Raw genomic sequence first — 15,400 nt, 5'->3', positions numbered from 1 at the left:
GCGAGGGCACCGGCTACTCCAGGCCGCGGTAGGTGAAGCTGTCGAAGTCGGCCCACGACTCGCTCGGCACGCCCTCGGAGGACGCGTACAGTCCGATGTGGACCCCGGTGAACCCGCCGGCGACCGGGGTGCTCAGCACCCGCCCGTCGAACGGGTCGCCGAGCAGCTGCCAGCCCTCGGTGCCCGCGGCGACCAGCGCCTGCACGTCCTGGCCGACCGCCTCCAGGCACAGCCGCACCGCGCCCTCGCCGACCGCCGTCCGCGCGAGCTCCTCGTCCTTGCCGCCGAAGCGGCGCACCAGGACGACCTCCCGGTCGGCGCCGAGCAGCAGCCGCACGTGGTGCTCGTCGTTCTGCAGCAGCACCAGTCCCGCCACCTCTGACGGTCCCGCCGGGGCGAAGTCGAGCACGCAGGACGCGTGGAAGCTGGCGTGCTGCTGGCGCCGCAGCACGATGCTCGGCGTGACCGCCTCGGTGACCGACTCCGGCCGGACCCGCAGCCGCAGGTGCCCCGGCCGGTCAGCCAGCGACCAGAACGGCTCCTCCGGCGTGCGCAGGAACATCCACACCGGGTCGAGCCCCGGCCCGTCGAAGTCGTCGGTCCTGTCCGGTTCCGGCCACGGGTGCGGCGGCAGGTCGGGCACGTCGTAGGACGCCTCGACCCGGCCGGTGCCGGGGCTGAACACCGGACCGCCCGCCTCCCACCTCACCGGCACGAGGAACGTCTCGCGGCCGAGGTTGTAGTAGTAGCCGCCGTACGGCCTGGTCGCGAGCAGCACGGCGTACCACTGGCCGTTCTGCGTGCACACCAGGTCCGCGTGCCCGGCCGCCGCGATCGGGTGGTCGCGGCCGAGGTGGCGGTGGGTCAGCACCGGGTTGAGCAGCGACCCGCGGTACGGGCCGGTGACGTGGTCCGCCGTCGCCACGACGACCGAGTGCTCGAAGTCCGTGCCGCCCTCCGCGGTCAGCAGCACGTACCGGCCGTCCACCTTGTACACGTGCGGTGCTTCGGGCCAGACCGCGTCCCTCATCGCGCCGCGCCACACCACGTGCTCGTCCCCGACCAGGTCGAGGGTGGCCGGGTCGAACTCGCGCAGCCAGACCTCGGTCTCACCGGGCGGGCGCACCAGCCGGGTCGCGGTCCACCACGCCCGGCCGTCGTCGTCGAAGAACAGCGACGGGTCGAACCCGTCGGCCTCCGGCAGCCACTTCGGTTCCGACCACGGACCGGCCGGGTCGGTCGCGGTCACGACGAAGTTGCCGGACTCGCTCTTGCCGTGCACCAGCGTGCAGACCACGTAGAACACGCCGTCGTGGTGCCGGATCGTCGGCGCGTACAGGCCACCGGAGGCCGGCACGCCCTGCAGCGGCAGCTGCGACGGCCGGTCGAGCACGTGGCCGAGCAGCCGCCAGTGCACGAGGTCCAGGCTGTGGTAGACCGGCAGGCCGGGGAAGTACTCGAAGGTCGAGGTCACCAGGTAGTGGTCCGGTCCCACCCGGCACACCGACGGGTCGGGGTGCGAGCCGGGCAGGACCGGGTTCGAGAACTGTGCCAAGTGGGGGCTCCCGCTAGGGGTTGATGCGCTGGTAGGCGGGCTTGGGCCGCAGGTCGTCGTCGAACAGGCACGCGTCGTCCTCGCCGGGGAACACACCGGGCACCCACGAGTGCCGGTCGGTGAAGCCCCACGTCGTGAACTCCACGCACCGCTTGACGGCGTGGCAGGCGTCCCAGGCCTGCTCGAAGAAGTCGGCCTGGGCCTCCAGCTTCGCCGCGTCGGTCGGCTGCGGGATGCGCACGTCGGCCTCGGTGATGGCGACGTCGACGCCGAGCTTCGCGAACCGCTCGATGTTCTGCTTCATCGTGGTCGGGAAGCCGTACTGCAGCGCGAGGTGCGTCTGGATGCCGACGCCCTCGATCGGCACGCCCTGCCTCTTCAGCTTGCGCACCAGCTCGTACACCGCGTCGCTCTTGGGGTTGAGGCCCTCGATGTTGTAGTCGTTGATGTACAGCTTGGCCTTCGGGTCCGCGGCGTGCGCGTGCCGGAACGCCTCGGCGATGTAGCCGTCGCCGAGTTTCTCCTGGAACACCGTCGGCCGGCGGGTGCCGTCCTCGTTGAACGCCTCGTTCACGACGTCCCACGCGCGGATCTTGCCCTTGAACCGCCCTGCGGTGGTCTTGATGTGCTCCTTGACCACCTTGCGCAGCTCGGGTGCCTCCAGCCCGGCGACCCAGTCGGGCAGCTGGCTGTGCCACACCAGGGTGTGCCCGCGCACGGACTTGCCGGTCCGCTTGGCGTAGCTCACGATCGCGTCGGCGCCGGACCAGTCGTACTGGCCGCGGGTGGCCTCGACGACGCCCCACTTCATCTCGTTCTCCGGGGTGACGCTGTCGAACTCGCGGGTCAGCACCGCGCGGTAGTCAGCCTCATCGGCCAGCGGACCGGCGGCCACGGCACTGCCGACCCACCTGTTGGTGCTGTTCTTCAGCGGTCCCGCCGCCGACGCGGGCACCGCCTGGCTCGCCACCAGCACGGCCGCCGCCGCGGTGATCACGAGGACCCGGGGTAAGCGCAACATCATCGTCGCTCTCTCCTTGACGTGGTTCTGGGTGCGGTCCGCCGGTCCTGCCCGGCACCGCTCGGGTGCCGGGCAGGACGTGGCCGACGGGGGTCGGTCGTTACGGGTTGATCCGGGTGTAGGCGGGTTTCGGCCTCAGGTTCGAGTCGAAGAGGCAGGCAGCACCCTCACCGGGGAACGTCCCCGGCACCCACGAGTGGCGGTCCGTGTACCCCCACGTCGTGAACTCCACGCACCGCGAGACGGCGTGGCAGGCGTCCCAGATCTGCTTGTAGTAGTTGGCCTGCTGGTTCAGCTTGTTCGAGTCGACCGGCAGCTGGACGCGGACGTCGGCCTCGGTGATCGCGATGTCGACGCCGAGCGCGGCCAGCCGTTCGATGTTCTGCCGGAAGCTCGACGGGAAGCCGTACCGGGTGGCGAGGTGCGTCTGGATGCCGACGCCGTCGATCGGCACGCCCTGCTGCTTCAGCGTGCGGACCAGGTTGTAGACGGCGTCGCTCTTGGCGTTGATCCCCTCGGTGTTGTAGTCGTTGATGTAGAGCTTGGCCGACGGGTCGGCGGCACGCGCCCAGCGGAACGCGTCGGCGACGAACCCGTCACCCATGCGCGTCTGGAAGATCGACTGCCTGCGCGAGCCGTTCTCCTCGAAGATCTCGTTGACGACGTCCCACGCGCGGATCTTGCCGCGGTACCGGCCCATCTCGGTGTTGATGTGCTGCTGGGTCACGCTGCGCAGCTCGGAGCCACCGAGGTTGTTGAGCCAGCCGGGGTACTGGCTGTGCCACACCAGGGTGTGCCCGCGCACGGTCTTGCCGTTCTGCTGCGCGTAGTTGACGATCGCGTCCGCACCGGACCAGTTGAACTGGCCGCGGTTGGGCTCGACCACCGCCCACTTCATCTCGTTCTCGGGCGTCACGCTGTCGAACTCGCGGGTCAGCACCGAGCGGTAGTCGGCCTGGCTGCCCAGCGGCCCCGCCGCCACGGCGCTGCCGACCCACCTGTTCGTGATGTCCTTCAACGGCCCCGCGGCCGATGCCGGGACCACCTGGCCCGCCGCGATCGCGGCCGCCGCCGCCGTGATCGCGAGTAACCGCGTGGTCCTGGTTGAGTGCAACTTCATCGTCGCTCCCTTGGATTGACTACATGCGCTTGCTCTCCGGCGGTCCGAGGTAGCTCGCGCGCAGGCCGCCGGTGTCCACGACCAGCTTCTGCACCACGAGCGTGGGGTCGACCATCCAGAACCGGAGCACGTGCGGGCCGGGCCTGGTGATCGTGTGCCTGGTGGCGGTGCGGTTGACGTTGTCGGAGGTCATGCGCTCCCACGGCCGGTTCATCAGCGAGTGGTCCGCGCCGTGCACCTTGATCGCGTCCACGACTTGGGGCACCTCGTCGTCGAACGACACCGCGTAGCGCAGGCCCGGTGTGGGCAGCACCCCGGCGCGGGGCGAGAGGTGCGCCCACACCGTGACCTCACCGGGGGCGAGGAGCGTGAGCCGGTACTCCAGCTGCGGTCCGCGACCGGGTTCCTGGCTCGGTGCGGTGACCGGGAACGGCTTCATGCCCGCACCCGTGCGGCCGAGACCGGGGATGCGCCGCCACCGCACGCCACCGACGGCGACGTTCGCGCTGTGGTGCTCGGCCTCGATCGACACGCACCCGCCGGCCTCCACGAACCCCTCGCGCCACGAGTGCGGCAGCGCCGGGTTGCCGATCGGGGCCCGCACGGTCACCGTGCGCCCCGCACCGGACACCACGACCGGCACGCTGGTCGTGCCCTTCGGTGCCCGTGACCAGTCCACGGAGAGGGTGGCGCGCAGCTGCTTGTCCACCCGGCCCGACGCCGGCCGCACGACCAGCCACGGCGCACCGGAGGTGATGGTGCAGTCGAACGGCTCGGTGCCGCGGTTGAAGACGTCGACGAACGGCGCGGGCGCGCTCTGGAACGGGCTGAGCTCCGGCAGCACCGGCGGCTCCTGCGAGGACGGCCACCACTGCTCGGACCCGTCGATCGCGACACCCATCTCAGCCGGACCGGCCGGGGTGATCCGGCGCACCGGCGGGAAGACTTCGTCGGGCAGCGCCACGTTGTCCTTCTCCGGCTGCTGCCACGGCGCGTTCGGCCCGTAGCGTTCGACGTCGCCGTACCCGATGTGCGGCTGCGTCTGGAAACCACGCCACTTGCCGCCCGCGACGACGTTGTTGAACCGGTCCGCGAGCGCCAGGTCGTCGGCGAACCGCGCCTCGGTGGTCGCGGCGAGGTCGTTGGCCAGCGCCCGGCCCTGCGCGGCGTAGAAGAGGTTCGTGAACTCCGCGTGCCGCAGCTCGTAGAGGTTCGCGGTGGCCTTCACCTGGTACAGCACCAGTTCGAAGTAGGCGTCGCGGTAGGCGGCGGGCAGACGCGCGCCGACCTGCTCGGCCTTCTGGCCCAGCCGCTTCCACTCCTCGGTGACGCGGTCGAGCTCGCGGTAGTTGACCAGGCTGAACGGCGTGGCCCTGTCGTCGTTGACGATCGTGGTGCCCTCGACGGTGATGCGGCGGTTGAGCAGCTCGGGCTTGCGCCGCGCCTGCAGCCGGCCGTACTCGTTCAGCACCTCGGCGATGGCCGCGGCCTCGCGCCTGCCGAAGTTCTGCTCGGCGTACTCGCGCTCCCAGGTGGACACCCGTTCCAGCGGCAGCGCCTGCGGGTTCCAGGCGTAGTCGAGGAAGAACTGCGTGGGCAGCTCGTTGCCCTTGAAGTCGCCGACGTTCGCGACCCACAGCCGGGAGATGCCGTACTCGGCCGCCTGGTGCAGCTGCTCCCACAGGTTCGCGATCGCGCAGGTGTCGACCCACTTGTAGTTGCGCCCCACGCCGACGTAGTCGAAGTGGTAGTAGAGGCCGTACCCGCCGGCGCGCTCCGGCAGCGAGCGGTCCGGCAGCTTGCACAGGTTGCCCCAGTTGTCGTCGGGGAAGACGACGGTGACGTGGTCGGGCGGGCGCAGGCCCTTGTCCCAGTACCGCAGGACCTCCTTGTAGAGGGTCCACACCTGCGGGACCTGCGCCGGGTCGCGCCCGGTGACCTGGGCGAGGACCTCCTGCTCGGCCGCGATGATCGACTGCATGAGCTCGATGCTGTCGCCGTCGGGCAGCTGGGTGTCGCCGTTGCCGCGCATGCCGACGGTGACGACGCCCTCGATGTCCTCGTCCACCATGCGGCGGATGCCGTCGGTCCAGTACGCCTTGATCGCGTCGGCGTTGCGGCGGAAGCTCCACTCCCCCGTGCCGCCGTACGGGTCGTGACCCGGCTTGGTGATGACGCCGTTCGCGTCGCGCACCGCGGGCACGGCGTGGCGGTTCCACTCCTCGATGCCGCGCATCATCGGCGCCTCGTGCGAGGTGCCCATGACGATGCCGTAGCGCGTGGCGGTGGCGTGGTTGAGCGGGTCGTCCTCGGCGAACGCCCGTCCCCACACTGCGGGCCAGACGTAGTTGCCCTTCAGCCGCAGGAGGGTCTCGAAGACCTTCTCCCAGAACAGGTGGTTGAAGCCGCCGGGGTGACCGGGTGCGTGGCCGGGGCCGAAGTAGCGCGGCGCCCAGGTGCCCAGCGCCGGGTTCTCGTCGTTGATGAAGATGCCGCGGTACTTCACGAACGGCGGGCCGGGGCTGTGCCGCTCGGAGCGCACGTGCAGCTCGTCGCGGTGCTCGACGGGCACGTCGTCCCACCAGTACCAGGGCGAGACGCCGATGGCGCGGGAGAGGTCGTAGGTGCCGTAGACGGTGCCGCGCTGGTCGCTGCCGGTGATCACCAGCACGCGCCGCCCGCCGGTGCGGACCTCCTGCGTCAGCGAGGTCTCCCACCTGCCGGCGATGCCGGTGACGTCGAGCGCGCCCGCCGCCACGAGCCGGTCGACGAGCGGGCTGCCGACCGTGCCGATGAGCACGACGTCGCCCTTGTCGGGCAGGGAGTGCACGAGCGCCGGCTTGACGCCGGTGACCCGTTCCACGTCGGCCTGCAGGTCACCGGCGACCCGGACGACGCCGGGGTGGTCGGCGGTGCTGACGACCAGCACCGCCGACCTCCCCCTGGACACGAGCGGGAACCGGCCGGCCCCGCCCTGCGCCGAGACGAGCTCGGCGGCAGCAGCGGTTCCGGTCGCGCTCGCGGTCGCCGTGAGCGCGGCGAGCAGTTGCAGGAAGTGACGCCGGGCGAAGGACGAGTTCATCGTCGAGCTCCTCCGAGGTGTCAGCCCTTCACCGAACCGGTCAGGCCACCGACCATCCGTCGTTCGGCGAGCACGAAGAACGTGAGCGCCGGGATCATGGACAACGCGGTGAAGGCGAGCACCTTCGCGGTGTCCTGGGTGTGCTCCGACTGGAACATGGCAACGCCCAGCGGCAGGGTGAAGTTGCTGGAGTCGTTGAACACGAGCAACGGCAGCAGGAAGAAGTTCCAGCTGCTGACGAACGCGAGCACGGACACGGTCGACAGCGCGGGCCCCGACAGCGGCAGCAGGATCCGCCAGAAGAACCCGAGCTTGGCCGCGCCGTCGAGCAGCGCGGCGTCCTCCAGCTCGGCCGGGATGGCGTGCATGAACGGCCGCAGGATCACGATCGTGATCGGCAGCGAGAACGCCGCCTCCGGGATCGCGACACCGAGCGGGTTCTCCAGCAGACCGAGCTGGCGCAGCCACAGGTACAGCGGCAGGGTCGCCACTCCCAGCGGGAACAGCAGGCCGAGCGTGAACAGCGTGTAGAACGCCTCCCTGCCGCGGAAGGCGTAGCGGGACAACGCGAACGCCGCCATCGCCCCCAGCACGACCGCCAGGGTCGTCGCGATCACGGCGATCAGCGCGCTGTTGCCCAGCAACCGCCAGAACACCGGTGAGGTCGCGACCTCGGCGTAGTTCTCCCACACCCACGGGCCGGGGAGGCCCGCCGGTGCGGAGTTGATCTGCGCCGTGGTGCGGAACCCGCCCAGCAGCACGAAGAGCAGCGGCACCACCGTGATGCCCACGACGGCGAACGCGGCGAGGTAGCCCGCGGTGTTGCGACGTGACAACTCAGCCCACCGCCCTGGTCAAGGCGCCCTCGGTGTCCCTGCGCAGCGCGAACCGCTGGTAGAACAACGCGAACGTGAAGCAGATGATGAAGAGGATCACCGCGACGGCGCTGCCGAAGCCGAACTCGTAGCGCTTGAAGCCGTGGTCGATCAGGTAGGTCGCCATGGTCGAGGACGCGTTGGCGGGACCGCCGAGCGTCATGATCCACACGAGGTCGAACAGCTGCAGCGAGCCGATCACCGACAGGAAGATCCACACGCGGATCGTGGGCCCCAGCAACGGGAGCACGACGTGCCGGGTGGTCTGCCACGCGGTCGCCCCGTCGAGGGCGGCGGCCTCCCGCAGCTCGGGCGGCACTCCCTGGAGCCCGGCCAGCAGCAGGATCACGCCGAACCCGATGTACTTCCACGTGATCACGACGAACAGCGTGTAGAGCACGATCGACGGGTCGGCCAGCCACTGCTGGACCAGCGAGCCGAGGCCCGCCGACCGCAGGACCTCGTCGACGAACCCGCCCGGTTGCAGCATCAGCAGCCAGATGACGGCGGTGACGGCCTCCGACAGCACGTACGGCGCGAAGACCACCATGCGCAGGAACGTCCGCCCATGCAGCTTCCGGTTGAGCAGCAGCGCGAGGCCGATGCTGAGCGGGAGCTGCACGACGATCGACAACGACGCGATGATCAGGTTGTGCCCGATGGCGCCCTGGAAGACGTCACCGGAGAAGGCGTCGACGTAGTTCTTCAGGCCGACGAAGTCGGTCAGCGGGCCGAACCCGTTCCAGGAGTACAGGCTGTAGACCGCGGCCACCCCGATCGGCACCAGCACGAACCCGGCGAACAGCACCAGGGCCGGTGTGAGCAGGAGGGCGAGCTCGAGACGTGTGCGGGTGCGGGACCGCCGCCGCCGGGTGCCCCCAGCCGCTGGCGCGGGCGAGCTGGGGGCGGTCAACGGCCGCGAACTGGTCGCGGTGCTCATCACTTGTTCCCGGCGGCTGCCTTGGAGACCGACTGGACGATCGTGTCAGGACCGCCCTGGCCGGCGAAGAAGTTGGCGATCGAGTCGTTCAGCGCCTGGCCGACGTTGGTCGGGAAGGCGATGTCGAAGTAGAACTGCAGGTGCGGTGCCTTCGTGACGTACTCGGAGATCTGCTTGTGCGTCTCGGTCTTCAGCGACGCCACGGCAGCCGGGTGCACGGGCAGGCCGGAACCGGTCGCCGCGAGCTTCTTCTGCACCTCTTCGCCCACCAGGTAGCCCAGGAAGTCCGTGCAGGCCTTGGCCGCACGCGAGGTGCACGAGAAGCCGTCACCGCCGCCGAGCACGGCGTCCGGGGCACCCTCGCCGCCGGGCACCGACGGGAACGGGAACCAGCCGATCTTCGAGTCCAGCTCCTTGTCCTCCGACAGGGCCTGCATCACGTCCGGGTTCCAGTCGCCCTGCAGCTCCATGGCGGCCTTGCCGTTGGCGAGCATGCCGGCCGAGCTGCCGGCGCCCTGCTGGGCCGGGGTGCCGACGAAGCCGTCCTGGAACGGCTTGGTGTCGATGAACGCCTTGAGGTTCTCGCCCGCCTTGGTGAAGCACGGGTCGGCGAACTCGGTCTTCTCCACGGCCTTCTTCAGCGCGTCGACCGAGCACTGCCGGATCGCGAAGTAGTTGTAGTAGAAGGCGTCCGGCCAGCGGTCCTTGCCGCCGACCGCGATCGGCACCAGGCCCGCGGTCTTCAGCTTCGCGACCGCGGCGTTCAGCTCGTCCAGAGTGGACGGTGGCGCGGTGACGCCCGCGGTGGCGAAGAGGTCCTTGCGGTACCAGAAGCCCACGGCGTGCATCTGGTACGGCACACCGTACTGCTTGCCCTTGACCTGCCAGCCCTGCGCCGCCTGGCCCAGCGGGCCGATCCAACCGGAGGCGCCCTGCGTGATGTCCGCGATCTTGCCGGAGCTGAGCTGTGAGGCGAGCCCGCCACCGCCCCACTGCTGGAAGATGTCCGGCGGGGTGTTGCCCTGCAGGGCCAGGGGCACCTTGGTCTGGAACTGCTCGTTCTGGATCGGCTCGATCGTGAACGAGACGTCCTGGTGGGTCTTGTGGAAGTCGTCCGCGATCTGCTGCCAGATCGACTTCATCGGTTCAGTGGTCCGGTTGTGCCACCAGGTGAGCGTGACCGGACCGTCAGCGGAGGCGTCGCCACCGCTGGAGCCGCTGCACGCGGCAAGCACGAGCGTCGCGGCTGCGGCGAGAGCGACGGACAACTTGTGCACAGAACGCATTGGGGTCCACTCCTGACGACTTCGGCCGAGTAGGACGGGGCGGGATCGAACACATGCCCTGCGGTGGCTAGAGAGAATTCCGCTTCGAAGTCGCTGTGTCAATCGTTGTCGATAACGTTTTACACGGCTAGTCTCAGCCCCGTGCCCCCTCGCTCTCGTGTCACCATCCGTGACGTCGCCGCTCAGGCCGGCGTCTCGGTGGCCACCGTGTCCAAGGTCCTCAACCAGCGCTACGGCGTCTCCGCCGACACGTTCGCGCGGGTGACGGCGGTGATCAAGGAACTCGGCTACGAGGCGAGCCTGGTCGCGCAGAGCCTGCGCAACCACCGCACGAACGTCATCGGCATCCTGGTCGCCGACATCGAGCCGTTCAGCACCGAACTGCTCAAGGGAGCGGCGGATGCCATCCGCGGCACCGGTTTCGAGCTCGTCGTCTACTCGGCGGGCGGCCGGACCGGTGACCCGCAGGGCTGGGAACGCCGGTACCTGAGCCGGTTGAGCGGCACCCTGGTCGACGGCGCCGTGCTCGTCACGCCCGCCGTGGACCTGGAGGAGGTGCCGGGCACCCCGGTCGTGGCGGTCGACCCGCACACCGGGCGGGCGGCGCTGCCGACCGTCGACTCCGACAACCTGACCGGTGGCCGGATCGCCACCGAGCACCTGCTGGCGCTGGGCCACCGCAGGATTGCGCTGCTCACCGGCCGCGCGGACCTGAAGTCCGCCCAGCAGCGCGAAACCGGGTACCGCAGGGCGCTCGCGGGTGCGGGCGTCGAGGTGGACGAGGACCTGGTCCGGCCGGGTGACTACGACCGCGACGTGGCGGCCGCGTCCGCGCGGGAGCTGCTCAGCCTGCCCGACCGGCCGACCGCCATCTTCGCCGCGAACGACGTCACCGGCATCGCGGCCATCGAAACCGCTGTGGCAATGGGGTTGCGCGTGCCGGAGGACCTGTCGGTGGTCGGCTTCGACAACATCCCCGAGTCGGCGCTGTGCGCCCCCGCGCTGACGACCGTGGAGCAGCCCATCCGCGAGATGGGGCGCCGCGCGGTCTCGTTGCTCGTCCGGCTCATCAACGGAGAGACGCCGGACGGCACTCACATCACGCTCGGAACCGAGCTGATCGCCCGGCACTCGACCCGAGCGCTGTCCTCCTGACCCCTGGAGATCATGTGACGACCGAAGCCACCACCTCGGCAGAACTCTGGCGCGACCCGCACGCCGCCGCGGCGGACCGCGTCCGCGACCTGATGGCCAGGATGACCCTGCCCGAGAAGATCGCGCAGCTGCAGGGCATCTGGGTCGGCATCGACTCGGCGGGCGAGATGGCGCCGCACCAGCACGACCTGATCGTGGAGCCGCCGGACTTCGACGAGCTGACCCGCCACGGCATCGGCCAGCTCACCCGCGTGTTCGGCACCCGGCCGATCGCGCCGGAGGTGGGCGCGCACAGCCTCGCCCGCAGCCAGCGGCAGATCATCGCGAGCACCCGGTTCGGGATTCCCGCGATGGTGCACGAGGAGTGCCTCACCGGCCTGGCCGCGTGGCAGGCGACCGCCTTCCCGTCACCGCTGTGCTGGGGCGCCTCGTTCGAGCCGGACCTGGTGCGCCGCATGACGTCCCTGATCGGTGGCTCGATGCGCCGCCTCGGCGTGCACCAGGGTCTCGCGCCGGTGCTGGACGTGGCGCGCGACCTGCGGTGGGGCCGGGTCGAGGAGACCATCGCCGAGGACCCGCACCTGGTCGGCACCATCGGCGCCGCCTACGTGGCGGGCCTGGAGTCCGCGGGGATCGTGGCCACGCTCAAGCACTTCGCCGGTTACTCGGCCTCCAGGGGCGGCCGCAACCTCGCGCCGGTGTCGATCGGCCCGCGCGAGCTGGCCGACGTGCTCCTGCCGCCGTTCGAGATGGCCCTGCACGCGGGTGCCCGGTCGGTGATGAACTCCTACACCGACAACGACGGCGTGCCGGTCGCGGCCGACCCCGCGATGCTCACCGACCTGCTGCGCGACGGCTACGGCTTCACCGGCACCGTGGTGGCCGACTACTTCGCCGTGCCGTTCCTCTACCGCCTGCACGCCGTGGCGACCGACAGGGAGGACGCCGCGGCACAGGCGCTCGCCGCCGGCATCGACGTCGAACTGCCCACTGTGGACTGCTACGGCGACCCGCTGCTGACCGCCGTGCAGGAGGGCCGGGTCGACGAGGCGCTGGTGGACCGGGCGCTGACCCGCGTGCTGGCGCAGAAGTGCGAGCTCGGCCTGCTCGACCCGGACTTCTCCCCCGAGCCCGACAACGGTGCCGCGGGCATCGACCTCGACGACGCCGACTCCCGTGCCGTCGCCCGTCAGCTCGCCGAGCGCTCGATCGTGCTGCTGCGCAACGAGGGCGTGCTCCCGCTGACCTCCCGCCGCCGCGTCGCCGTGGTGGGCCCGCGGGCGAACGACCCCGGTGCGATGCTGGGCTGCTACTCGTTCCCGCTGCACGTCGGCAAGCACCACCCCGAGGTGCCGATGGGCATCGACGTGCCGACCGTCCTGGACGCGCTCGGCGACGACCACGACGTGGTGCACGCCGCCGGCTGCACCGTGCTCGGCGGCACCGACGCCGACCTGCGCGCGGCCGTCGAGGCGGCGGCCGGCGCGGAGGTCTGCGTCGCGGTCCTCGGCGACGAGGCGGGCCTGTTCGGCGGCGGGTCCTCCGGCGAGGGCTGCGACGCGAGCGACCTGCGCCTGCCCGGCCGGCAGGAGGAGCTCCTCGAAGCCCTCATCGCCACCGGCACCCCGGTCGTCCTGGTGCTGCTCTCGGGCCGCCCGTACGAGCTGTCCCGCCAGATCGACCGCCTCGCCGCCGCCGTGTGCGGCTTCTACCCCGGCGAGGAGGGCGCGGCGGCACTGGCCGCGGTCCTCAGCGGACGGGTGAACCCGTCCGGGCGCCTCCCGGTCAGCTTCCCCGGCGCCGGTGCCACCCAGCCGTCGACCTACCTGACCGCACCCCTGGGCGCGCGCAGCGACGTGAGCACGGTCGACCCGACCCCGCTGTTCCCGTTCGGCCACGGCCTCACCTACGCCCCGGTCACCTGGGTGTCCGTGACGGCCGACGCGGCGGAGTGGCCGACCGACGGCACGTGCCGCGTGGTCACCACCCTGCGCAACGACACCGAGCTGCCCACCACCGAGGTCGTGCAGCTGTACCTGCACGACCCGGTCGCCGAGGTGGCCCGTCCCGTGCAGGCGCTGGTCGGTGCGGTGAAGGTCGACCTCGAACCGGGCGAGACCCGCACCGTCACCGCGGTGGTGCACGCCGACCAGACCTCCTACACCGGCCGTGCCGGTCGGCGCCAGGTCGACCCCGGTGCCGTCGAGCTGCGGGTGGGCCGGTCGAGCGGTGACATCGACACGGCGATCGGCCTGACGATGACCGGTCCGCGCCGCGAGGTCGGTTTCGACCGGGTGTTCACACCGACGTTCGACCTGAACTGACCACCTCCCCAGCATCTGCAAGTACCACCAACTCGACATCAACAAGCACCTTCCTACTACCAACAGCTCCCCCGTTCCCCGGGGACAGGGGAGCCTGCTTCGGCGAGCGGCGAACGTGTTGGTGGTGGTCAGCGGCGATTCGATCATGTGTTGGTGGTACTTGCAGACGCCTTGGCAGCAAGGAGCCCCTCAGGATGCGACGGGGATGGGCTGCCGGGCCGAGGCCGCGGGTGGTGCCTCGGCGCGGTTCCAGTGCATCCGCGACCACGGCAGGTCCATGTCGGCCAGTGCCGTGATGTCGTGCGGCTCCAGCTCCGTCAACGGCAACGCCTCGGAGTGGCGCGAGTAGGCCGCGTCCACGTAGCGGTGACCGGTGTCCGGTGCCAGCAGCACGACGTGCCGGTCCGGGTCGAGCTGCTGTTCCCACCGCGCCGCGAGGTAGGCCGCGCCGGCGGAGAGCCCGGCGAAGATCGCGTGCTCGCGCAGCAACGCCACCGCGCCCGCCAGCGCCGCGTCGAAACCGACCCAGTGCACGGTGTCGTACAGGGTGTGGTCGACGTTGGCGAACGGGATCGAGCTGCCGATACCGGCGATGATGATCTCCGGGTCGTGCACGTGCTCGCTGCCGAACGTGACGCTGTCGAACGGTTGCACGCCGACCAGTTCCACGCTCGGATCGGACTCCCGCAGGAACTTCGCCAGCGCACCGGTCGACGCGCCCGTGCCCACGCCGCCGACGACGGTCAGCGGCACCGGGCCGAGCTCCGCGCGGACGGCGTCGGCGATGGGTCGGTAGCCGAGGTAGTGCACGTCGTCGTGGTACTGGCGCATCCAGTGGTGGCGCGGGTTGTCGCGCAGGATCTCGTGCACCCGCGCGACCCGGCGGCTCTGGTCGAGCTTCAGGCTCGCGGTGGCGGGCATGGGTTCGACCGTCGCGCCCAGGATCTCCAGCTGTGCCCGCAACGTCTTGTCCACGGTGGTGGAGGCGACGATGTGGCAGTGCAGGCCGTGCCGGTGGCAGGCCAGCGCCAGTGCGTGGGCGTAGATGCCGCTGGAGCTGTCCACGAGCGTGTCGCCCGCGCAGACCGTGCCGCACTCCAGCAGGTGGCGCACGGCGGCCAGCGCGGAGGCGACCTTCATGGTCTCGAACCGCAGGCAGGTGGTGCGGTCGTCGAGGCGCACCAGGGCGGGTCGGCTGAGGGTGTCGGCGATGTGGTGGTCCACGACGGGGCTCACGTCCGGGTCCGGTAGCGGTGCAGGACTGTCTCGTCGGCGCTGAACTGGGAGAACGGGAACGGTTCCGCGGACAGCGCGGTCACCCCGTTGCCCAGGAACTGCCGGGCGACGGCACTGGCGGTCTGCGCGTAGACGACCAGCGGTATGTCTCGCGACCGGCAGGTGCGCAGGATCTCGTCGAACGTGCCGTTGCCGATCGTCATGCCGGTGGCCACGACCGCGTCGGCGACACCGAGGACGTCCCTCATGTCCGGTGTCACCGGGTCGCCCCACTGGGTGGTGCGCAACGACAGGTCGCACGGCAGGCACTCGGCCCCGCGGTCCCTGATCGCCGCCACCAACGGGTTCACCACACCGATCAACGCGACCTTGGCACCCGGCTCGACGTCCAGCAGCCCCGCGACCGCCGCGTCACGGGCACGAGCCCGTTCCTCCGGCGTGCCAACGGGGAGCACGACCCGTTCGGCGCCCGAGGTCCGGTGTGGACGGACCGAGGCGAGGTACGCGTCCAGCGCCGCGACCCGCACCGGCGCCGGTGCCTCGGTCAGCAGCGCGGAGACCGGCGCGCCGCTGTAGTCCGCGCACACCGCCGGGTCGGTCTCGCCCTCGGCGAACGCGCAGGCGCCGAACGCCGACCCGATCCGCACGAGCACGTACTGGTTGCGGTAGGTGGTGTCACCGCCGGCCAGCCGGGTGCCGTGGTGCACCCAGAACACACTGGTCGCCACCACGGCTCCCGGATCAGGCCCGTGCCTGTTCGCGAGCACCTCGGCGACCAAACCATCCACTGTGGTCACAACTCCCCC

The 15,400-nt window shown here is 70.7% G+C and carries 11 protein-coding genes; 2 read left to right on the top strand and 9 right to left on the bottom strand.

Features of this window, described 5'->3' with window-relative positions; all coding sequences use genetic code 11:
• Positions 1-13: 13 nt before the first annotated feature.
• From ACVDFE_RS22590 to ACVDFE_RS22560, 7 genes are all read right to left on the bottom strand, one after another.
• A complete protein-coding gene (locus ACVDFE_RS22590; RefSeq protein ID WP_360389610.1) occupies positions 14-1,555 on the bottom strand; it encodes a glycoside hydrolase family 43 protein in 1,542 nt (513 codons plus the stop codon).
• 13 nt (positions 1,556-1,568) lie between these two features.
• Positions 1,569-2,576, bottom strand: a complete 1,008-nt coding sequence (locus tag ACVDFE_RS22585; protein ID WP_458431737.1) for an endo-1,4-beta-xylanase — start codon at positions 2,574-2,576, stop codon at positions 1,569-1,571.
• 100 nt (positions 2,577-2,676) lie between these two features.
• Positions 2,677-3,696, bottom strand: coding sequence for an endo-1,4-beta-xylanase (locus ACVDFE_RS22580; protein ID WP_360389615.1), 1,020 nt, complete (start codon positions 3,694-3,696; stop codon positions 2,677-2,679).
• A 19-nt stretch (positions 3,697-3,715) separates the two neighbouring features.
• On the bottom strand, positions 3,716-6,778 hold the full coding sequence (locus ACVDFE_RS22575; RefSeq protein WP_458431736.1) for a glycosyl hydrolase 115 family protein: 3,063 nt from the start codon (positions 6,776-6,778) through the stop codon (positions 3,716-3,718).
• 20 nt (positions 6,779-6,798) lie between these two features.
• Entirely contained in the window at positions 6,799-7,614 is an 816-nt protein-coding gene (locus ACVDFE_RS22570; RefSeq protein ID WP_458431735.1) for a carbohydrate ABC transporter permease, read from the bottom strand.
• A gap of 1 nt (position 7,615) precedes the next feature.
• Positions 7,616-8,593, bottom strand: a complete 978-nt coding sequence (locus ACVDFE_RS22565) for a carbohydrate ABC transporter permease (RefSeq protein WP_458431734.1) — start codon at positions 8,591-8,593, stop codon at positions 7,616-7,618.
• Complete coding sequence (locus ACVDFE_RS22560) at positions 8,593-9,879, bottom strand: ABC transporter substrate-binding protein (RefSeq protein WP_360389625.1); 1,287 nt, start codon at positions 9,877-9,879, stop codon at positions 8,593-8,595. The genes ACVDFE_RS22565 and ACVDFE_RS22560 overlap by 1 nt, the downstream gene beginning before the upstream one ends.
• A 141-nt stretch (positions 9,880-10,020) precedes the next feature.
• Between ACVDFE_RS22560 and ACVDFE_RS22555 the strand changes: the two genes are divergently transcribed.
• Both ACVDFE_RS22555 and ACVDFE_RS22550 read left to right on the top strand, forming a co-directional pair.
• Positions 10,021-11,034, top strand: a complete 1,014-nt coding sequence (locus tag ACVDFE_RS22555; protein ID WP_360389627.1) for a LacI family DNA-binding transcriptional regulator — start codon at positions 10,021-10,023, stop codon at positions 11,032-11,034.
• Between the two features lie 14 nt (positions 11,035-11,048).
• Positions 11,049-13,358, top strand: coding sequence for a beta-xylosidase/alpha-l-arabinosidase (locus ACVDFE_RS22550; RefSeq protein ID WP_458431733.1), 2,310 nt, complete (start codon positions 11,049-11,051; stop codon positions 13,356-13,358).
• Between the two features lie 189 nt (positions 13,359-13,547).
• Here ACVDFE_RS22550 and ACVDFE_RS22545 read toward each other — a convergent pair whose 3' ends face one another.
• Positions 13,548-14,594 (bottom strand): pyridoxal-phosphate dependent enzyme, encoded by a 1,047-nt coding sequence (locus ACVDFE_RS22545; protein WP_458431732.1) that lies wholly within the window; start codon positions 14,592-14,594, stop codon positions 13,548-13,550.
• The gene (locus tag ACVDFE_RS22540; protein ID WP_360389633.1) at positions 14,591-15,391 is read right to left on the bottom strand and encodes a Rossmann-like domain-containing protein; all 801 of its coding nucleotides are present in this window, start codon (positions 15,389-15,391) and stop codon (positions 14,591-14,593) included. The genes ACVDFE_RS22545 and ACVDFE_RS22540 overlap by 4 nt, the downstream gene beginning before the upstream one ends.
• Positions 15,392-15,400 lie beyond the last annotated feature (9 nt).

Source organism: Lentzea chajnantorensis (assembly GCF_054300775.1).
Note: the sequence above shows the minus strand (reverse complement) of the source record. Positions and strands in the feature narration are given on the sequence as shown.

Coding starts and splice junctions, on each gene's coding strand:
- ACVDFE_RS22580 (WP_360389615.1), bottom strand. CDS start 3,696: ATGAAGTTGCACTCAACCAGGACCACGCGGTTACTCGCGATCACGGCG.
- ACVDFE_RS22585 (WP_458431737.1), bottom strand. CDS start 2,576: ATGTTGCGCTTACCCCGGGTCCTCGTGATCACCGCGGCGGCGGCCGTG.
- ACVDFE_RS22560 (WP_360389625.1), bottom strand. CDS start 9,879: ATGCGTTCTGTGCACAAGTTGTCCGTCGCTCTCGCCGCAGCCGCGACG.
- ACVDFE_RS22575 (WP_458431736.1), bottom strand. CDS start 6,778: ATGAACTCGTCCTTCGCCCGGCGTCACTTCCTGCAACTGCTCGCCGCG.
- ACVDFE_RS22565 (WP_458431734.1), bottom strand. CDS start 8,593: ATGAGCACCGCGACCAGTTCGCGGCCGTTGACCGCCCCCAGCTCGCCC.